The following is a 16,154-nucleotide window of genomic DNA, read 5'->3' as shown; positions in this document are numbered from 1 at the left end:
CAGGTTGGGCGCTCGGGCATGCTGGGCCCGTGACCAAGACTCAGACCGCGCCACCGGAGGCAGCCGCCACCCTCCCCGCCCCGGCGGACCCACGGGCCTTCCCCGCCCCGCCCCGCATCGTCAACGACTTGGCGCGCGACCTCACCGGCGCCGCCGCCGCTGCCCGGGCGATGGCGCCCGGCGCGGGCGACGTCACCGTCTCCGCCTACACGGCCGTGGTCTGCACCGGCGCCACGCCCCGCGACGCGTTACTGGAGGCGGCCCGCTGGTGCCACGAGGCGTCCACCGCGGAGGTGCACGCCAGCAGTCTGGCCCGGATCCCCGGCCACCGCGAGGACATCTGGGAGTACGCACTCACCCTCACCGTCTCCTTCCCGGACGAGACCGGCCTGCCCGCCGGCCAGACCCACCACTGCTCCCGCCGCCGGACCGACTTCGGCGACTGAGCCGACCGGGCAGTTGGCATATGCAGAAACGGTTCTGCATCCGGCGCGCCGACGGGACCGGCCCACGGCGGTGGCGCGGTGGGCCCGGGGACCGTCGAACGGTCGCCCGCTACCCGCGCTGGACGGTCAACCCCCGGCAGTGCCAGCTGAGCTGACGGGCATCCGGGCGCGGCCTGCGGTGGCCCCAGAGGCCGCCGGCCACCGACAGGTTGACGATGATCCAGGCGCGCCAGGCGGGGCCGACGCCCTGGCCGTCCGCGAAGACCTGGGTGCCGTTCACCGTCCAGGTCACGGAGTCGACGCCGAACCGGCAGCCGATGGTGAACCACTGCCCGGGCGTCACCAGACCGTCCAGGTAGGCCGGTCCGCCGTTGCGGACGTGGTTGCTCAGCTCCAGCATCTGCGGGTGGTCGTCGTGGTACTCGAAGACGTCCACCTCGCCGTGCCCCGGCTGCGACTGGCCCGACGCCATGTCCCTGCCCCAGGTCCACAGGGCCGGCCAGCCGCCCTGGGTGCCCGGGAGCAGGCACTGCGCCTGCAGCAGGTCGCCCGGGAGCAACTCGAAGCCGCCCTCGGTGTTCTCGGTGGTCACCAGGGGGGTGCGCCAGCGGCGCGAGGTCTCGCGGACCGCCGTGAACTGGTCCCCGTTGGGCCCGTAGCCGGGGACCAGGTGGTCCAGCTTGTTGTCGCCGGGGTTGAGGCCGTTGGGCGGGTAGGCGGAGGAGACACCGGCCGCCCACTGCGTGCGGTCGGAGAACGGGGCGTCGAACACCACGGTCGAGCCGGGCGCAGCCGGTGCGGGCGTGGCCTGGCCTGGCACGGTCGGCCCCGGTACGGTCGAGCCGGGCGCAGCCGGTGCGGGCGCGGCCTGGCCGGGCACGGTCGGCCCGGGCAGTGTGGCCGGTGGGACGGTCGGGGGAAGCGGGTCGGTCATCGGACCCCCTCTGGATTCGGGTGATCGGGTCGTTGTGGGCATTCCCGACCAATCCCTCCCCCGCTCCTCCGGGCAACCGGCGTACGGAGGCGCGGACCCCCGCTCGCAGGGGTCCCACCCCGGCGGGCGCGATCACGAACGCGCCGTCAGATCCGCCCCGCCTCAGGCGCCGTCGACCTCGAAGGGCTCGTCGTGCCACCGCCACCCGGCGGTGCCGTCGCCGTGGATGTTCAGCATGAACTCGACGACCGGCTCCCCGTCCGGGAACGTCATGGTGAGCGCGCTGCGGATCCGCAGGTAGCACGCGTCGACGCGCTCCCAGTCCTCCTCCTCGCCGGCCAGCTCCTGTTCCGCGAAGACCGGAGCAAAGTCCTCGAAGCCCGGGAGCGTCTCGATGTCGGCGCGCACCCAGGGGAAGTCGGCCTCGGTCACGGTGAACCGGGCGATCTCGTCGGCGCCGTGGTGCAGTCGCCAGACGCTCCCGGTGGTCAGGTACCCGTTGCTCATGCCCGCCATGGTGGCCGTCGGCACTGACAGGCGCTCTCCCGGCCGCACCTGTCAGACCGTCGGACTACCCTGTCGAGCCATGACCCCGGACGACTGGTTGACAGACACCCGCACCTCCTACGACACCGTCGCGGCCAGCTACGCCGACCAGATGCGCGAAGCCCTGGGCAACGCGCCCGCCCTCCTGACCGGGCTGGCCGGGTTCGCGGACACGGTGCGGGCTGCGGGCGGTGGGCAAGTGGCGGACGTGGGGTGCGGGCCCGGGCACGTCACCGCGTACCTGCGCGGTCTGGGCGTCGACGCGTTCGGCATCGACCTCTCGCCCGGGATGGTCGAGGTGGCCCGGCGCGAACACCCCGGCGTGCGGTTCGAGGTCGGCTCGATGACGGCGCTCGACCTCGCCGACGCCTCGCTCGCCGGCGCGCTCTCGTTCTGGTCGCTGGTGCACGTGCCCGACGACGCCGTCCCGGGCATCCTGGCCGGCCTCGGGCGGGTCCTGCGTCCCGGCGCGCCGCTGCTGGTCGGTTTCCACGCGGGCGACGGGTCACGGCTCAAGGAGGAGGGCTACGGCGGCCACCCGATGAAGGTCTACGTCCACCGGCGCCGCCCGGCCCGGATGAGCGCCTGGCTGCGCGAGGCCGGGTTCGCGGTCGAGACCGAGACGCTGCTCGACCCGGAGGGGAGCTCGCCGGGCGCGCTCCTCCTCGCCCGCGCCCGGGCACGCGCGTAGCGCCCGCGTCCACGCACACACCGGCCCCAAACGCCGACGGCCCGCCAGTCGCCTGGCAGGCCGTCGTACGGAGGTGGAGCCGAGTGGCTACTCCGCGGTCGCCACCTCGGCGGCGGAAACCGGGATGACCTCCTTGGCGAAGAAGGCCGGGCGGCGGATCGCGTACACGACCATCACCACCAGGCCGACCAGCAGCGACCCGATGCCGAGCACGGACACCCGGCCGACGCTGCCGACGAGCGGCAGCGAGATGCTGCCGGTGCCGTAGCTCGGGTCGGCGTAGACGAAGAAGGCCGCGTAGACGAAGAGGCCGAACAGCACCAGCGCGCCGATCCCGGGGAGGATGCCCTTGAACCAGAGGTCGTGGGCGCTGCGGGTGAGGACCTTGCGGAAGTACCAGACGCAGGCGAGCCCGGTCAGGCCGTAGTAGAACGCGATGGCGAGGCCGATCGACCCGATGGAGTCGGTGAGCACGTTCGTGCTGACCATGGTGAGGACCAGGTAGAAGGCGAGCGACGCGACGCCCATGCCCACGGTCGACCAGGTGGGCGTCAGGTACTTGGCGTGGATCCGGGCGAAGCGCGCGGGCAGCGCCTTGTGCGCGGCCATGGACAGGGTGGTGCGGGCGGTCGGCAGGATCGAGGTCTGGGTGGAGGCCGCGGAGGAGGTGAGCACCATGAAGATCAGCAGCTTGGTCATGAACCAGCCGATGCCGTGGCTGCCGAAGACCTCGCTGCCGAGACCGGAGAGCACGTCGCCCGAGTGGTCGGGGTTGGCCAGGCCGCTGCCGGTGGTCCCGGCGCCGGCGAAGGCCTGGGCCGAGGTGGTGACGGCGGCGTAGATCGCCAGCAGCAGCAGGGTGGAGATGACCGCGGCCCGGCCCGGGGTGCGGTTGGCGTCCTCGGTCTCCTCGTTGACCGAGACCGCCGTGTCCCAGCCCCAGTAGATGAAGATCGCGGCGAGGATCCCCTTGGTGAACGCGCCGGGCGAGTCGATCGCGAGGGGGTTGAACCAGGAGAGCGCGATGTGGCTGGAGCCCGCCACGCCGTGGCCGGTGTAGACCCGGACGAGGGCGGTGAGCGCCAGGGCCGCCAGCAGCACCACCTCGATCCCGAGCAGGATCTTCTGGAGCGCGGCGGAGATCTCGATGCCGAGGTAGCAGAGCCAGGTCATCAGGACGATCCACACCGCCCCGGCCACCGTGGTCCACAGGGTGCTGCCCGCGAGGCCGTCCGCACCGATCAGTTCGAAGCCGTACTGCCCGGCGATCTGGGCGAGGTTGGCCAGCACGATCACGTCGGCGACGATGATGCCCCAGCCCGCCATCCACCCGGTGCGCGGCCCGAACGCCCGCGACGCCCAGGTGAAGGTGGTGCCGCAGTCCGGGTCGACCGCGTTGAGCTCGCGGTAGGCGTACGCGATGAGCAGCATCGGCACGAAGGCCAGGATCATGACGATCGGCGACTGGAGCCCGACGCCGGCGATCACCAGGCCGAGGGTGGCCGCGAGGCTGTAGGCGGGGGCGGTCGAGGCGAGGCCGATGGCGACGCTGGAGACCAGGCCGAGCGATCCGGACTTGAGGCCCTTCTCGCCGGCATGGGAGCTGCGTGCGGGCGAGGCGTCGGACGTGTGGGTTGTGGTTGACATGGCAGTCTCCGGGCCTGTGGGGGACGCAGGGAAGGGGGAGCTGGCCGGCGGGGGCCGGCTTCGTCGGCGCAGCCGGATCCGACCGCCGTCTCGCGGCGAACGGGTTCGGATCCGGTGGTCAGTGGCAAGCCCAGGGGAGTTCAGAGCCACTGAACGATTTGTTCGATGAAGTTATCACCGGCACTAGGGGCCGACAAGGGAGCGGGCCGCTCGGGAGCGGAGCCCGCGCCGGGACCCGCCGCGGTACGGGCCCGTACCGGTACGGGCCCCGGCGGCCGAACCGTCGGGGAACGGGCCCCGGCGGCAGCACCTGCCGACGGACGAACCCGCCGGCGCGACCCGCCGCGGGACGAGGCCCGGACGTCAGTGGCGGCCGGACACCAGGTCGGCGACCTGCGCGATGGGGGAGGTCGCCGCGCGCCCGGACCGCTCCTGGCGGTCGGCGGCGTGGTACGCGGCGTAGAGGCCGTGCACCCCGAGCCAGCGCAGCGGCTCCGGCTCCCAGCGGCGCACCGTGTGGCCGACCCAGGGCAGGCCGGTCAACTCGGTGTCGCCCGCCGCGGCGCTCTCCCGCAGCACCAGGTCGCGCAGGGTGCGGGCGGCGAGGTTGGTGGTCGCGACGCCGCTGCCGACGTAGCCGCCGGCCCAGCCGAGGCCGGTGTGCGGGTCGAGTTCGACGGTGGAGCACCAGTCCCGCGGGACGCCCAGGACGCCGGACCAGGCATGGCTGATCCGCGCCTGCGCCGCACCGGGGAAGAAGGTCACCAGGATCTGCCGCAGCTGGTCGACGGTCCGCTGCGGGGTGCCGCCGTCGTGGTCGGTCCGGGAGCCGAAGCGGTAGGGGACGCCGCGGCCGCCCAGGGCGATCCGGTCGTCGGCGGTGCGCTGCGCGTACATGTAGGCGTGCGCGAAGTCGCCGAGCAGGTCCTGGCCCGACCAGCCCACCGCGTCCCAGAAGGACGTCGGCAGCGGCTCGGTGACGATCATCGAGGAGTTCATCGGCAGCCAGGAGCGCTTCTCGCCGCGCAGGGCGGCGGTGAACCCCTCGGTGCAGCGGAGCACGAACCGGGCCGACACCGTGCCGTACGGCGTCACCGCCTGCGCGGCGGCGCCCGGGCGAGCGGGCAGGATCTCGGTGACCGGGGTCGACTCGAAGACCCGCACGCCGAGCGCCTCGACCGCCCCGGCCAGCCCCCGGGCCAGCCGCGCGGGCTGGATCCGGGCTCCGTGCGGGCTCCAGGTGCCGCCCAGCGCGCCGTCGATCCCGATCCGCGCCGCGGTCTGCCGGGCGGAGAGCAGCTCCCGGTCGTCCTCGCCGAAGTCCCGCTCCGACGCCACGAAGGCCTCCAGCCGCGCCAGCTGGGCAGGGGTGCGGGCGACCTCCAGCACACCGCCCTTGGCGACCTCGGCCTCGATTCCCTCCGCGGCCGCCGCGCCGATGACCTCGTCCACCGAGTCGTTCATCGCCCGCTGCATCCGCACCGCGCCGGCCTTGCCGTACTGCCGCGCGAACACCGAGCGCCCGGCGAAGCCGCCGTACAGCCAGCCGCCGTTGCGCCCCGACGCCCCGTAGCCGCAGAACCGCTGCTCGAGGACGGTCACCCGCAGGCCGGGATCGGCCTTCTTCAGGTAGTAGGCGGTCCACAGGCCGGTGTACCCGCCGCCGACCACGCAGACGTCGGCGTCGGTCGAGCCGTCGAGCCGCGGGCGCGGCTCGGGGATCCCGATCGGGGAGTACCAGAAGGAGACACCGCCGTTGGCGGTCGGCTGGCCGTCCACGTGAACCTGCTTCCGAGGTGCTGAACGATGACCGGTCCGCCGGGGAACCGGTGCAGTGGGGAACTGGTGGGGGCGGGGAACTGGGGGAACTGGTGGGGGCGGGCCGCCGGGCCGCGCCCGCGGGGTGCGGACCGTGTCAGTCCGTGCCGGTCGCGGACTGCTCGCGGATGCCCCAGGGGGACCCGTACGCGGTGAGCAGGTCCAGGAACGGCTTGGGGGGCAGGGCCTCCGGGCCGAGCACCCCGCTGCCGGTCCACTGGCCGGAGGCCATCAGCTCCAGCGCCACGACCGGGTTGATGGCAGTCTGCCAGACGACGGCCTGGGCGCCGTACTCCTGCATCGTCCACTGGTTGTCGGCGACGTGGTAGAGGTACACCTCGCGCGGGCGGCCGTCCTTGCTGCCCTTCACCCAGGTGCCGGCGCAGGTCTTGCCGTGCATCCGCTCCCCCAGCGTCGCGGGGTCGGGCAGGCAGGCGGCGACGACGTCGCGCGGCGAGACCTTCACCGGTCCGTGCTCGCTCGGCACGGTCACCGGCTCGGTGCTGTCCAGGCCGAGCTTGTGCAGCGTCTTGAGCACGCCGATGAACTCGTCGCCGAGGCCGTACTTGAAGGTCACCCGCTGCGCGTCGACCCAGCGCGGGACGAGAAGCACCTCCTCGTGCTCGACGTTGACGCACTCGACCGGCCCGATGCCCTCGGGGAAGTCGAAGACCTCGGCCTCGGTGAAGGGCTCGGTGGTGTACCAGCCGCGGTCCTTCTCAAAGACCACCGGCGGGTTCAGACACTCCTCGATGGTGGTCCAGATGGAGAACGAGGGGGCGAAGTCGTAGCCGTCGACGGTCAGGTTGGCGCCGTCCCGCACGCCGATCTCCTCGATCTCGTCGAACAGCTCGTCCGCCGCGTAGCGGGCGAACACGTCCGAGAGCCCGGGCTCGACGCCGATGCCGACCAGGGCCAGCCGGTCGGCCGCCGCCCAGGCGTCGGCGCGGGCGAACTGGGCGTCGCCGAGCTTGACGCCGGTGTCCTGGTACGGGCGCTCCGGGTGCGGGCGGGAGAGCGACATCGCCATGTCGAGATAGTGCGCGCCGCCGGCCAGCGCCGCCTCGAAGAGCGGCATGACGAAGCGCGGGTCGGTCGCGTTCAGCAGCACGTCGCAGCGGTGCTCGACCAGCAGCGCCTGGACCGCCGCCTGGTCGGAGGCGTCGACCCGGGCGGCCGAGAACCGGGCGTCGGCGGTGCGGGCGGCGGCCCGCTCGGCCCGCCCGAGGTCGTAGTCGGCGACCACCATGTGCTCGAAGAAGTCCCTGCGGGCCGCGATGGCGGTGACCGCCGACCCCACGCCTCCAGCGCCTACCAGGAGGATTCGCATCGGCGCACGTCCTTTCGATCTGTTCGCTTCCACTGACCAAGCTGTTCAGTGAAGCTATCATCGGTGTTCAGCGTGGGCAAGATTCCGAGAGTCCGGCACTAGACTCTCGACCGAGACACCGGGGCAGGCGAAAGAGATGGTGGCAATGACGGGTCCCACGGGGGAGAACGGCCAGTCGCACGTCGGCGCGCGGGTGCGCGAGTACCGGCGGATGCGGCGGATGACCCTGCGCGCCCTGGGCGAGGCCGCCGGTGTCAGCCACAGCTTCCTCAGCCAACTGGAGAACGGTCGCACCGAGGCGAGCGTCGGCTCGCTGCGCCGGATCTCGGTCGCCCTCGGCCTCACCATCGCCGACCTGTTCGACAGCGGCACGCCCGCCCGCCACCAGGTCCTGCGCCGCGAGGACCGCCCGCAGGTGGGCGTCCAGGCGGGCTCCCGCAAGTACATGATCGCCCAGCCGCCGCTGCGCCACCTGGAGGTCTACAGCGCCGAGTTCGAGCCCGGGGCCTCGACCGGGGACGGCGCCTACACGCACGGCGACGCGCAGGAGATCCTGCTGGTCATCAGCGGCGAGGTCACCCTGGAGCTGGACGACGAGCGGCACACGCTGCGCACCGGCGACAGCATCGAGTACGCCACCTCCGTCCCGCACCGGCTGGTCAACTCCGCCTCGGAGCGCACCGAGGTGCTGTGGATCATCAGCCCGCCCACCCCGGACGAGGTGGCCGTCGACGACGCGCAGCCGTAGGCGCCCGGACCATCAGCGCGCCGTCGGCTCGCCGGTTCCCCCTGCCGCACCCGAGCTCACCCGCACCGGAGCAGTCCGGTACCCCGCGACCCTGGTAGCCGCGCGGTCCTGCGAGTAGCGTGGGCAGCGGCCGGCGGGCTGGGTTCAGGGGGAGCTGGTCGTCGGATGATCGTGGAAGTGTCCACCGGGGCAGCCTGGTTGCTGCTGCTCGTCGGTGCGGGCCTGCGGCTGTGGCCGGGGCGGCAGCGGGTGCGCGGGCGGTCCTACCGCCCACTGTCCCCGGTCGAGATCGGCGCACTGCGGGACGGGGACCGCGGGGCCGCCCAAGTGGCCCTGGTCGAACTGCACTTGCTGGGGGCGGTGGCCGCCTCCGGGTCCGGCACCGTCCGACGCGCCGTCAACTCCGTGCCGCGCGGCGCCTCCGCACTGGCCCGGGCCCAGTACACCGTGCTCCACGCCAAGGCGCACCCGCGCCTGCTGCAGGGCAAGGAGAAGGTGCAGGCGGCCACCCGGGAGGTGACCGGATCGCTGGAACGGGAGCGCCTGAGGCTGTCCGGCGGACGGCTGGCGGCGGTGCGGGTGCTGCTGCTGCCGGTGTTCACCGCCGCCCCCGCAGGCGCGATCGGCGGCCACGAGACACCGGCGGCGCTGGCCCTGGCGCTGGCCGCCGACGCACTGGCGGTCCTCCTGTGGGTACTCCCCCGGTCGACCCGGCGCGGCCGCGGCGTACTGGACGCACTGCGCCGCGAGAACGCCGACACCCGGCACGCCACCGAGCAGCAGCCGGACCGGCTGCTGCTCGGCGTCGCGCTGTTCGGCGAACCCGTGCTGCGCGGGCAGTTGGCCGCCTTCGTCCGGGACAGCGGGCTGCTGACCCGTCCGAAGGCCGGACCGGGCGCGGGCGGCGGGCTCGGCGGCGAGGCCTACGCCACCAAGACCTGGATCGACGCGATGGACACCTGAGCGGGTGCTCGGCGGGCTGGTGCGGGACAGCTGAGCGGGTGGCCTGCGGGCTGGTGCCGGACAGCTGAGCGGGTGCCCGGCAGCCTGTTCTGACGCTCAGTTCACCCAGCGGACGGGGAAGTCGGCCCGGATCCGGTCCAGGTCGGCCCCCGTCCGTCCGCGCGCGTGCATCCAGCAGAGGTCCTGTTGCCCGTCGCGCCGCAGCAGCCGGCCCGGCGCCGCGTACCAGCGGACGGGGGACTCCTCGGCGCTCGTCCACATCGGGTGGTCGGGCAGGTCGATCCGGGTGTACCCGGCCAGGCCGGCGGCCTCGGCGGTCGGCAGCTCGCAGGCGTCGTACGCACCGCGGTCCGCGAACAGGGTCTCGCTCAGCACCAGTTCCACCCAGGCCTGGGAGACCCGGGGCAGGAACGGGACCCACCCCTCGTGCGAGTCCACCCAGACCGGCGGATCGTCCGGCTCCCCGTGGCCGAGGGCGACCGCCCAGCCCGTACAGCCCTGGTTCTCGTCGCGGAAGCCCAACAGGCCGCCGTAGACCTCGTCGAACCAGAGACCGGGCAGCGGGCGCAGCGGGTCCTGCCGCCGGACCAGGTCGTCCCGGCGCCCGAACAGCGCGTACCCCTCGCGCAGTGCGGCCGGCAGCGCGAAGCCCAGCCGGGCCTCCTCCGCGGCCAACTCCGCCTCCCCGTACCCGTCCCCCTCCCGCAGCGGCCGCCCCGCCCACTCCGCGGCGAACCACCGCACGAACTCCCGGGCCCGCCCGGGCCCCCACGCCCCACCCTGCAGGGCCACCGCCACATCAGGACCAGTCACCATGCCGCCGAGGCTAGGGCATGTCCGGCGGACCGTTCCGGGCCGGCGCGGGCACACCCGGTACCGCCGCGTGGTCGTCGGCCGCACCGGTCACGCGAACGACGGCCACCGGTCGGCGGCCCACTCCCGCCAGTCCGCGCAACCGGGCGGCGGGTCGGCCGCCCCGAGGCCCTCCAGCTCCGCCGCGTCGGGCTCCTGGAAGTGCGCTCGCCCGTGCCGGATGTCGGCCTCGGACATGGGCAGCGTTTCCCCGGGGGTGGTCGCCCAACGATGGGCGATACGGGCGCGTTGGGTCTCGTCGTCCACCGGCAGGCAGACCATCAGGAACAACGTGGTCACGCCCGGATCGCGGCAGGAAGGCCGGCCGGAGGACCACCGCTCTGTCGCCCGGTGCGGGGGTCGGGTCAGCGGGACGTGGTGCGGGACAGCAGCGGGAATCCGTTCAGGACCTGCCCCAGCTGCATGACCTGTCGGGGGATGAACTCCGCGATCGTCAGCGCGACGACGTCCGCGGCGGCATCGATGTCGCCGACGATCCGCCGCACCTCGCCACTGGTGAGGCCGCCCGGTTCCGGCACGAGGCCGAGCAGGACCTCGTTCGCGTCCACGGTGTCGACGTCGAAGTGGACGGCCACGCGCGAGCAGCCGGTGGCCGCGAGCCAGTCGAGCAGCGGCCGCGTGGACGTGCGGAGTTCGTCGGGCGCGAACGTCTGGAGGCCCCACGCGGCCGCGTTGGGGAAGTCGTCGTCGAACCACGAGTGCAAGCCCACCAGGGCGACCCTGTCCGGGGAGACCGTGGCCGGCAGGAGCCCGAGGACGTCAGGGTCGCCGTGGCCGGTGAGCGCGGCGACCGCCATCGCGTGGTAGCCGGGGTACTTGCTGGCGGGAGTGCCGACATCGGGGTGCGAGTCGATCCAGATCACGGCCAGGTCGTCGCCGTAGCGGAGGGCGAGTTCCGCGAAGGGGGCCACACTCACCGAACAGTCGCCGCCGAGAGTGGTGACGCGGGCGGGCGCATGCCGACGGATGGCGTCCAGCGCGTCCGCCAACTGCTCGACGACGGCCTGCTTGGCCTCCACACCGTCCTGCTCCGCCAGCCCTTCGTCGAACATGGCGACCGGCACCCGGACGGTCGGACCGTCGTGCTCGGGCAGGACCGCCTCCAGCACGGCGGCGCCCACGGCGTAGCCGCGGCGGGCGACGTCGAGCGGGAACTCGGCGGCACATGCCGTGACGCTGGAGGTACCGGCACCCTGCCACTGGGGCCAGACGAGCCGGAGGTGCACGTCGCCGGCCGAGTCGGCGGTCGACGGCATGTCAACGCGCTCCATGGAATCCGCTCCTCATCAGCGCCTCCATGCGGGCGAGTTCGTCCATGGCAGTCGTCCCCTCCGTTGCCGCGGACCGCGATCCTACCGCTCGTACCAGGCGTGCGCGTGCCGTCCTGACGCTGTCGGCCGCCGGTCACCGGTCGCGATCGGGCGCGGTCCAGGCCCGGGTGGCGGCCCCGGCTCACGACGGCACCCGGTCACCACCCGCTGGCCAGCCAGACGGTCGCACCCGCTGCGGCCACCAGGCCGACGTTGAGGCCGATCTGCCGGTCCTCGCCGGTCAGGTGGACCGCGATCGCACCCGCCTGCAGGAGGACGAAGCCGACCGCCGCAACCACCGCCAGCACGGGGGCGATGCCGGTCAGCCGGGGCAGGACCAGGGCGACCGCGCCGAGGAGTTCGACGGCCCCCAGGGCCCGGACGGCGGGCAGCGGTACGCGGTCGACCCAGGCCATCATCGGGCGGAGCCGGTCGCGGGTGCGGATCACCTTCAGGGTGCCCGCGTAGAGGTAGAAGAGCGCGAGCAGTCCCGCGACGATCCAGTAGGCGGTGTTCATGATTCCTGTTCCTGGGCCACGGCTTCCCGGGGCCCGGCCGTGCCGGTGGTGGGGTCAGGCGAGGTCGGTGGCCGGCTCCGTCGCGTAGCGGCGCATCACCTCGACGGTGGCCTGCGGGGTCGGCGGCCGCTCGGCGGCGAGCACCTGCTGCAGGTCCCGGAAGTACTGCAGGTACAGGTCGGGGGTGAACGTGCTGAGCATGACGGCGGGTTGGTCGGTCCGGTTGGCGAAGGTGTGCGGGGTCCCGGGCGGCACCATCACCAGCGTCCCCGCGCCGGCGTCGTACTCCGCCGCCCCGACGGTGAACCGCACGGTGCCGGAGAGGATGTAGAACCCCTCGTCGTGCCGCCCGTGGCGGTGCTGCGGCGGGCCGTCGGTGTGCGGGGCGAGGACGGACTCGGCGATCGCGAGGCGGTGCCCGGTGTGGCTGCCGTCCTCCAGGACGCGCATCCGGGTGGTGCCCAGCACGATCGTCTCGCCCTCGCCGGGGGCCACCACCGAGACGGCGGCGGCGGTGGCCTGCGCGCTGTCGGCCTCGGCTTCTTCGTTCCTGGCTTCTTCGGTCATGCCCACGAGTCCACCGCCGGCGCCCCGCCGCTGTCCAAGACCTGTTCCGCGCTGCCGATACCTGCTGGGTATCGTGGCTGCGTGGAGCTACGGACCTTGCGGTACTTCGTGGCGGTCGCCGAGGAACTCCACTTCGGCCGCGCCGCCACCCGCCTGCACATGAGCCAGCCGCCGCTGAGCCGGGCGATCAAGCGGCTGGAGGACGAGGTCGGCGCCCGCCTGTTCAGCCGCTCCCCCAGTGGTGTGGCGCTCACTCCGGTGGGCGCGGTCCTGCTGGACGAGGCCCGGGCGCTGCTCGACCAGGCCGACCGCCTGGCGGTCCGGGTGCGCGCGGCGGCCGGCTCCGCGACCCTGACCGTCGGCATCCTGGGCGACGGCACCGACCCGGGGGTGGCGAGGCTGGCGGCCGGCTACCGCCGCAGCCACCCCGGTATCGACGTCCGCGTCCGGGACACCGACCTGACCGACCCCACCTGCGGCCTGCGCGCCGGGCTGGTCGACGTCGCGCTGACCCGGGCGCCTTTCGACGAGACCGCCCTGACGGTCCGTGTGCTGCGGGCGGACCCGGTGGGCGTGGTGCTGCGCGCCGACGATCCGCTGGCCCGCCGCGAGCGGCTGTGCCTGGCCGAGCTGGGCGACCGCCGCTGGTTCCAGTTCCCGCCGGGCACCGACCCCCGCTGGCAGGCGTACTGGAACGGCGGCGTGCCGCGCGAGGGCCCGGTGGTGCGCGCGGTCCAGGAGTGCCTGCAGGCCGTGCTGTGGAACGGCACCGTCGGCCTGGCCCCGCTCGGGCACGATCTGCCGGCGGAACTGGCCGTGGTGCCGCTGACCGACATGGCGCCGAGCCGGGTGGTGGCGGTGTGGAACGAAGGCGACACCAACCCGCTGATCCGCTCCTTCGTCGAGACCGCGACCGCGGCCTACCGCCACTCCCCCGGCCCGTCCGGCCCGCCCCACCGGGACGACGGCTCCCGCACGCCGCACTGACCGGACCCGGCGTCGCGGCTCCGTCGACGGGCCGCCGAGGACTGGCACATCGTCAGAACACCTCTGGAGAAATCCTGATCCAGGATCTCCCCGTCACTTCTGCGCGCACCAATCCGACTGAATGCCTCGGTCAGCGGGTGAACGGCTGAGTTGGCAAGCCGAGTGTGCGGGTCTGGCAGGTCGGTTCTGTGTCAGCCGAGCCCCACCAGTTCGGCGATCGTCCCGCCGAGGACCCGGTCGCGTACCTCGCCCGGGCTGGTGACCCGCTCCACCAGGGCCCGGGCGAGGACCGGGTCGCCGTACGGGGCGTCCGAGCCGAACAGCGTCCGGTCCGGGATCTCCTTGATGGCCAGCCGGACCGCGAAGACGACGTTGGCCGTGGACAGCTCCAGATACATGTTCGGGGTGTCCCGCACCAGTTCAATGGCCTGGATCCAGTGCTGCCCTCCCAACTGGCTGACCACCAGCGGAACGTCGCAGTACCGGCCGGCCAGCGCGGCCAGCGTGGCCAGGTCCTCCGCGGTGGTCGGCGCGGATCCGTGCACGACCACGGGCAGCTGCCCCTGGTCGCTCGCCGCCCGGAGCACCGGTTCGATCAGCCCCGCCTCTCCCGGCGGCGGTGTCAGCTCGCCGATCCCGCGCAGTCCGCGCCCGACCACCTCCCGCTCCACGATCTCAGCGGTCTCCCGCGACCCCAGGCCCAGCGGCACCGACAAGAAGCCGATGAACCGCTCCGGCCGCGCGGCAAGTGCGGCATCCAGCTCCCGCCACGCCCCCCGGTACGCCTCGACGCTGCCGGCCCGGCCTCCGAGCACCTTCTCCAGGACGGCCATCTCCCGGTGCAGTGCGGCCAGGTCGCCAGCCCGCTCCGGGTGCGGCCGGGTGGCGAACAGGACGGCGCGGTCCACCCCGGCTTCGTCCAGCAGCCCCACGTGCGCCTCGACCGGGTGTGGACATGGCTGTGCGCATCGATGATCACTGATTCGTTCCCTCCGTCTCAGCCGGTCCGGAATTCGGCCGGTCAGGACACTGTTGCTCCCTGACACCATTGGAAGGTCAACTCGAGGGGGGCCGATCAGTGCTGATCGGGGAGCTGTCACGCCGGACCGGAGTCAGCGAGCGGCTACTGCGCTACTACGAGCGGACGAACCTGATCCGCGCAGACCGCCGCGCCAACGGCTACCGCGAATACGACGACCAGACGGTGGAGACGGTGCGCCGCGTCCGCGCCCTGCTCGCCGCTGGCCTGCCCACCCGCATCATCCGCCAGGTCCTGCCCTGCACCCACGACGCGGCGACGCTGCGCCCCTGCCCCGGCATCCTCGCCAGTCTGCGCGACCAGTTGGACATCCTCGACCAGCGCGCTGCCGACCTGGACGCCGCCCGTCGCCTACTGCGTCGGACGATCGCGGTCACCGAGAACATCGATGGCGTGGCCGATCAAGCCGCAGCGCCGGGCGCTCGAATTCCTTCGCCTCAGTGAACTCGCCAACCGAATTGCTCAGTCACGACCAAGGAGCCCCTGCCAGGATGCCGGCGCGCCCCCTGACCCTCACCCAATCCCAGGCCCGCCGCCTGGCCGTCTCCCGGCAGCACCTCGCCGCCGCCCGTCCGTCCGCCGACGCGGACGGGCTCCGCACGGTCTGCCGGGCGCTCCGGTTCCTGCAGCTGGACCCCGTCAACGTGCTGGCCCGCAGCCACGAGCTCGTGCTGTGGAGCCGGCTCGGGGCGCAGGGGGTGGGCGAGTTCGAGCAGGCGTGCTGGCGGGACCGGTGGCTGTTCGAGTACTGGACGCACGCGGCGGCGACCGTGCTGGCGGAGGACTACCCGCTGCACCGGGCGGTGATGGACGCGTACCCGGACCGGGGCCGGGAGCGGATCGAGGGCTGGATCACGGCGAACGACGAGCTCCGGCGCCACGTGCTGGAACGGCTCGCGCAGGGTGAACCGCTGCCCACGGACGCGTTCGAGGACCGCTCGGTGGTCGACTGGGCGTCGAGCGGGTGGACCAACGGCCGCAACGTGGAGCGGATGCTCGGGCTGCTCTGGCGCCGGGGCGAGGTGATGATCGCGGGGCGGAGCGGCGGCCGGCGGCTCTGGGGCCTGCCGACCGCGTGCCTGCCGGCCGACGTCGTCCGCGAACCGCTGCCGCCGCGCGCCGTGGTGACCACGGCCATCGAGCACACGCTGCGCGCCCGCGGGATCGCGCGGGCGCTGGACATCAGGCAGTACTTCGTGCCGGGACAGTACGCCGACCTGCCGGGTGTGCTGGACGCGCTGGTCGCCCGGGACCGCATCCAGCCCGTGCGGGTCGAGGGCGGCCGGGCGGGCGAGACCTGGTACGTGCACGCCGACGCGCTGGCCGAGCTGGACGCGATCCGGGCCGACGACTGGGCGGGCCGCACGGCGCTGCTGTCGCCCTTCGACAACATGATCAACGACCGCAGGCTCACCGAACGGCTGTGGGGGTTCGACTTCCGCAACGAGATGTACGTCCCGAAGGCGAGGCGGACCTACGGCTACTACCTGCTGCCGATCCTGCACGGCGACCGCCTGGTCGGCCGGGTGGAACCCCGGGTCGACCGCCGCCGCCGGGTGCTCGCCGTGGCGGGCCTCTGGCTGGAGCCGGACGTCCGGGCGACGGCCGCGCTGCGCCGCGCGGTCACCGGCGAGCTCGCGGATCTGGCGGCCTTCGTCGGGGCGACGGCCGTTGAGTACGGCGAGGCGGTGCCGCCCGGCTGGCGGTGAGCCGCGCGGGCCAGCCCGGCGCGGGCGC

17 protein-coding genes and 1 pseudogene are annotated in these 16,154 nt (G+C 73.5%); 7 read left to right on the top strand and 11 right to left on the bottom strand.

The annotated features are described in order from the left end of the window. The first annotated feature begins 29 nt into the window (after nt 1-29). Nucleotides 30-446, top strand: a complete 417-nt coding sequence (locus ACFW1A_RS06550) for a hypothetical protein (protein WP_380405198.1) — start codon at nt 30-32, stop codon at nt 444-446. A gap of 109 nt (nt 447-555) precedes the next feature. On the opposite strand, the gene ACFW1A_RS06545 is transcribed toward ACFW1A_RS06550, so the two are convergent. Both ACFW1A_RS06545 and ACFW1A_RS06540 read right to left on the bottom strand, forming a co-directional pair. Continuing rightward, nucleotides 556-1,380, bottom strand: coding sequence for a beta-glucanase (locus tag ACFW1A_RS06545; RefSeq protein ID WP_380405195.1), 825 nt, complete (start codon nt 1,378-1,380; stop codon nt 556-558). A gap of 162 nt (nt 1,381-1,542) precedes the next feature. Further along, the gene (locus ACFW1A_RS06540) at nt 1,543-1,887 is read right to left on the bottom strand and encodes a hypothetical protein (protein ID WP_380405192.1); all 345 of its coding nucleotides are present in this window, start codon (nt 1,885-1,887) and stop codon (nt 1,543-1,545) included. Nucleotides 1,888-1,966: 79 nt separating this feature from the next. Between ACFW1A_RS06540 and ACFW1A_RS06535 the strand changes: the two genes are divergently transcribed. Then, complete coding sequence (locus ACFW1A_RS06535) at nt 1,967-2,617, top strand: class I SAM-dependent DNA methyltransferase (RefSeq protein ID WP_380405188.1); 651 nt, start codon at nt 1,967-1,969, stop codon at nt 2,615-2,617. 87 nt (nt 2,618-2,704) lie between these two features. Here ACFW1A_RS06535 and ACFW1A_RS06530 read toward each other — a convergent pair whose 3' ends face one another. The 3 genes from ACFW1A_RS06530 to ACFW1A_RS06520 all read right to left on the bottom strand — a co-directional run bounded on the left by ACFW1A_RS06530 (nt 2,705) and on the right by ACFW1A_RS06520 (nt 7,412). Beyond that, nucleotides 2,705-4,264: an APC family permease gene (locus tag ACFW1A_RS06530; protein ID WP_380405182.1), complete on the bottom strand. Its 1,560-nt coding sequence runs from the start codon at nt 4,262-4,264 to the stop codon at nt 2,705-2,707. Nucleotides 4,265-4,627: 363 nt separating this feature from the next. Further along, on the bottom strand, nt 4,628-6,043 hold the full coding sequence (locus ACFW1A_RS06525; RefSeq protein WP_380405179.1) for an NAD(P)/FAD-dependent oxidoreductase: 1,416 nt from the start codon (nt 6,041-6,043) through the stop codon (nt 4,628-4,630). 136 nt (nt 6,044-6,179) lie between these two features. Then, nucleotides 6,180-7,412: a saccharopine dehydrogenase family protein gene (locus ACFW1A_RS06520; RefSeq protein ID WP_380405176.1), complete on the bottom strand. Its 1,233-nt coding sequence runs from the start codon at nt 7,410-7,412 to the stop codon at nt 6,180-6,182. Nucleotides 7,413-7,557: 145 nt separating this feature from the next. On the opposite strand from ACFW1A_RS06520, the gene ACFW1A_RS06515 reads away from it, so the two are divergent. Next, a complete protein-coding gene (locus tag ACFW1A_RS06515; protein ID WP_380405173.1) occupies nt 7,558-8,160 on the top strand; it encodes a cupin domain-containing protein in 603 nt (200 codons plus the stop codon). Nucleotides 8,161-8,325: 165 nt separating this feature from the next. Next, nucleotides 8,326-9,123 carry a TIGR04222 domain-containing membrane protein gene (locus tag ACFW1A_RS06510; protein WP_380405170.1) on the top strand — a complete coding sequence of 266 codons (798 nt, stop codon included), beginning with the start codon at nt 8,326-8,328 and terminating at the stop codon, nt 9,121-9,123. A gap of 96 nt (nt 9,124-9,219) precedes the next feature. Here the strand turns inward: ACFW1A_RS06510 and ACFW1A_RS06505 are convergent, their stop codons facing one another. The 5 genes and pseudogenes from ACFW1A_RS06505 to ACFW1A_RS06485 form a co-directional block, all read right to left on the bottom strand. After that, nucleotides 9,220-9,939, bottom strand: a complete 720-nt coding sequence (locus tag ACFW1A_RS06505; RefSeq protein ID WP_380405167.1) for an SMI1/KNR4 family protein — start codon at nt 9,937-9,939, stop codon at nt 9,220-9,222. An 87-nt stretch (nt 9,940-10,026) separates the two neighbouring features. After that, a pseudogene (locus tag ACFW1A_RS06500) lies at nt 10,027-10,263 on the bottom strand (ATP-binding protein); the annotation flags it as partial. Between the two features lie 77 nt (nt 10,264-10,340). Further along, entirely contained in the window at nt 10,341-11,267 is a 927-nt protein-coding gene (locus tag ACFW1A_RS06495) for an arginase family protein (RefSeq protein ID WP_380405165.1), read from the bottom strand. A 197-nt stretch (nt 11,268-11,464) separates the two neighbouring features. Further along, entirely contained in the window at nt 11,465-11,824 is a 360-nt protein-coding gene (locus tag ACFW1A_RS06490; protein ID WP_380405162.1) for a DoxX family protein, read from the bottom strand. Between the two features lie 54 nt (nt 11,825-11,878). Then, nucleotides 11,879-12,391, bottom strand: a complete 513-nt coding sequence (locus ACFW1A_RS06485; protein WP_380405159.1) for a cupin domain-containing protein — start codon at nt 12,389-12,391, stop codon at nt 11,879-11,881. Between the two features lie 81 nt (nt 12,392-12,472). On the opposite strand from ACFW1A_RS06485, the gene ACFW1A_RS06480 reads away from it, so the two are divergent. Beyond that, nucleotides 12,473-13,378, top strand: a complete 906-nt coding sequence (locus ACFW1A_RS06480) for a LysR family transcriptional regulator (RefSeq protein WP_380405155.1) — start codon at nt 12,473-12,475, stop codon at nt 13,376-13,378. A 191-nt stretch (nt 13,379-13,569) separates the two neighbouring features. Here ACFW1A_RS06480 and ACFW1A_RS06475 read toward each other — a convergent pair whose 3' ends face one another. Continuing rightward, complete coding sequence (locus ACFW1A_RS06475; RefSeq protein ID WP_380405150.1) at nt 13,570-14,310, bottom strand: amidohydrolase family protein; 741 nt, start codon at nt 14,308-14,310, stop codon at nt 13,570-13,572. A gap of 146 nt (nt 14,311-14,456) precedes the next feature. Between ACFW1A_RS06475 and ACFW1A_RS06470 the strand changes: the two genes are divergently transcribed. After that, the gene (locus ACFW1A_RS06470) at nt 14,457-14,861 is read left to right on the top strand and encodes a MerR family transcriptional regulator (RefSeq protein ID WP_380405147.1); all 405 of its coding nucleotides are present in this window, start codon (nt 14,457-14,459) and stop codon (nt 14,859-14,861) included. A gap of 47 nt (nt 14,862-14,908) precedes the next feature. Further along, complete coding sequence (locus ACFW1A_RS06465; RefSeq protein ID WP_380405144.1) at nt 14,909-16,126, top strand: winged helix-turn-helix domain-containing protein; 1,218 nt, start codon at nt 14,909-14,911, stop codon at nt 16,124-16,126. Nucleotides 16,127-16,154: the final 28 nt, after the last annotated feature.

This window comes from Kitasatospora sp. NPDC058965, from assembly GCF_042741245.1.
Taxonomy (GTDB): domain Bacteria; phylum Actinomycetota; class Actinomycetes; order Streptomycetales; family Streptomycetaceae; genus Kitasatospora.
This window is presented reverse-complemented; position numbering and strand designations above follow the sequence as displayed.

Excerpts from the sequence above, each read along its gene's own strand:
- ACFW1A_RS06540 (WP_380405192.1), bottom strand. The coding sequence starts at position 1,887 with ATGAGCAACGGGTACCTGACCACCGGGAGCGTCTGGCGACTGCACCAC.
- ACFW1A_RS06535 (WP_380405188.1), top strand. The coding sequence starts at position 1,967 with ATGACCCCGGACGACTGGTTGACAGACACCCGCACCTCCTACGACACC.
- ACFW1A_RS06490 (WP_380405162.1), bottom strand. The coding sequence starts at position 11,824 with ATGAACACCGCCTACTGGATCGTCGCGGGACTGCTCGCGCTCTTCTAC.
- ACFW1A_RS06545 (WP_380405195.1), bottom strand. The coding sequence starts at position 1,380 with ATGACCGACCCGCTTCCCCCGACCGTCCCACCGGCCACACTGCCCGGG.
- ACFW1A_RS06520 (WP_380405176.1), bottom strand. The coding sequence starts at position 7,412 with ATGCGAATCCTCCTGGTAGGCGCTGGAGGCGTGGGGTCGGCGGTCACC.
- ACFW1A_RS06505 (WP_380405167.1), bottom strand. The coding sequence starts at position 9,939 with ATGGTGACTGGTCCTGATGTGGCGGTGGCCCTGCAGGGTGGGGCGTGG.
- ACFW1A_RS06485 (WP_380405159.1), bottom strand. The coding sequence starts at position 12,391 with ATGACCGAAGAAGCCAGGAACGAAGAAGCCGAGGCCGACAGCGCGCAG.
- ACFW1A_RS06495 (WP_380405165.1), bottom strand. The coding sequence starts at position 11,267 with ATGGAGCGCGTTGACATGCCGTCGACCGCCGACTCGGCCGGCGACGTG.
- ACFW1A_RS06515 (WP_380405173.1), top strand. The coding sequence starts at position 7,558 with ATGACGGGTCCCACGGGGGAGAACGGCCAGTCGCACGTCGGCGCGCGG.
- ACFW1A_RS06530 (WP_380405182.1), bottom strand. The coding sequence starts at position 4,264 with ATGTCAACCACAACCCACACGTCCGACGCCTCGCCCGCACGCAGCTCC.
- ACFW1A_RS06465 (WP_380405144.1), top strand. The coding sequence starts at position 14,909 with ATGCCGGCGCGCCCCCTGACCCTCACCCAATCCCAGGCCCGCCGCCTG.
- ACFW1A_RS06510 (WP_380405170.1), top strand. The coding sequence starts at position 8,326 with ATGATCGTGGAAGTGTCCACCGGGGCAGCCTGGTTGCTGCTGCTCGTC.